Origin of the sequence: Kocuria sp. ZOR0020 (genome assembly GCF_000800955.1) — a bacterium.
Taxonomy (GTDB): domain Bacteria; phylum Actinomycetota; class Actinomycetes; order Actinomycetales; family Micrococcaceae; genus Kocuria; species Kocuria subflava.
This window is the reverse complement of record NZ_JROX01000246.1, coordinates 1-1,059: the sequence shown is the minus strand read 5'-3', so window position 1 is coordinate 1,059 and position 1,059 is coordinate 1. Positions and strand designations below refer to the sequence as shown.

Sequence of the window (1,059 nt, the reverse complement as noted above, 5' to 3'; positions counted from 1 at the left end):
CGACCCGGTCGCCGGCCAGGGCGGCGGCGATGGAGCGGACCTGTTCGTAGCCGGTGGCCATGAGGAACGTCGGAGCGCGGCCGTAGCTCTTCATGCCCACGATGTAGAACCCGGGCTCGGGGTGGGCCAGCACGCGTTCGCCGTGCGGGGGCACGCTGCCGCAGGAGTGGAACTCCGGATCGATGAGCGGGCCGAGCCTCTGCGGTGCATCGACGGTCGGATCGAGGTCGAGGCGCAGCTCGGCCAGCATCGACAGGTCGGGGCGGAACCCGGTGGCCGGGACGAGGACGTCCACGGTGAGCTCCTCCGCACCGCCGGGTCCCGCGGCCCGGACGTGCAGCTGGTCGCCGTCGGTCTCCAACCCGGTGATCACGAACGAAGTGTGGACATCGATCCGGCCGGATTCGACCAGGTCCCGGTGGCGGGAGCCGAGGGCGCCGCGGGCGGCGATCTCGTCACGGTCCTCGCCGCCGTAGGTACGGGAGGCGTCGGCGGAGCGGACGGCCCAGCTGATCCGAGTCGAGGGGTTGTCGTCGGCGAGGTCTGCGAGGTCGAGCAGCGTGTTGGCCGCGGAGTGGCCGGCGCCGACGACGAGGACCTGGCGACCGGCGAACCGGTCACGGTCCACCCCGGTGACGGCGGGCAGGGGCTGGGTGATGAGCCCGCGGGCTGTCGCCTCGGCTTCTCCGGGGGCGGGCAGGCCGGACCGGCCGAGCGGGTTGGGCTGGTGCCAGGTGCCCGAGGCGTCGATGACGCTGCGCGCCGCCACGTCCTCGATTGAGCCGTCGGAGTGGGCGATGCGGACGAGGAACGGGGTGGTCTCCCTGCCCGTGCTGCGGGTCTTGTCGATGCCCTCCCGGGAGACCGCGACGACGCGGGCGTCGGTGCGGACGACGTCGCCCAGGGCGGCCGCCAGCGGGGTCAGGTAGTCGTCGATCAGCTCGTGACCGGTGGGCAGGACTTCCAGGTCCGGGGCCTGCCAGCCATCTGCCTCGAGGAGGTGGCGGGCGGCGTCATCGATGTTGAACCGCCACGGGGAGAACAGGCGGGTGTGGCCCC

Annotated in this window: 1 protein-coding gene; it reads right to left on the bottom strand. The window is 73.0% G+C overall.

The window, feature by feature from the left end; translation table 11 throughout:
• On the bottom strand, nt 1-1,059 hold a 1,059-nt coding region (locus L979_RS12525), incomplete at both ends, for a SidA/IucD/PvdA family monooxygenase (RefSeq protein WP_047692543.1).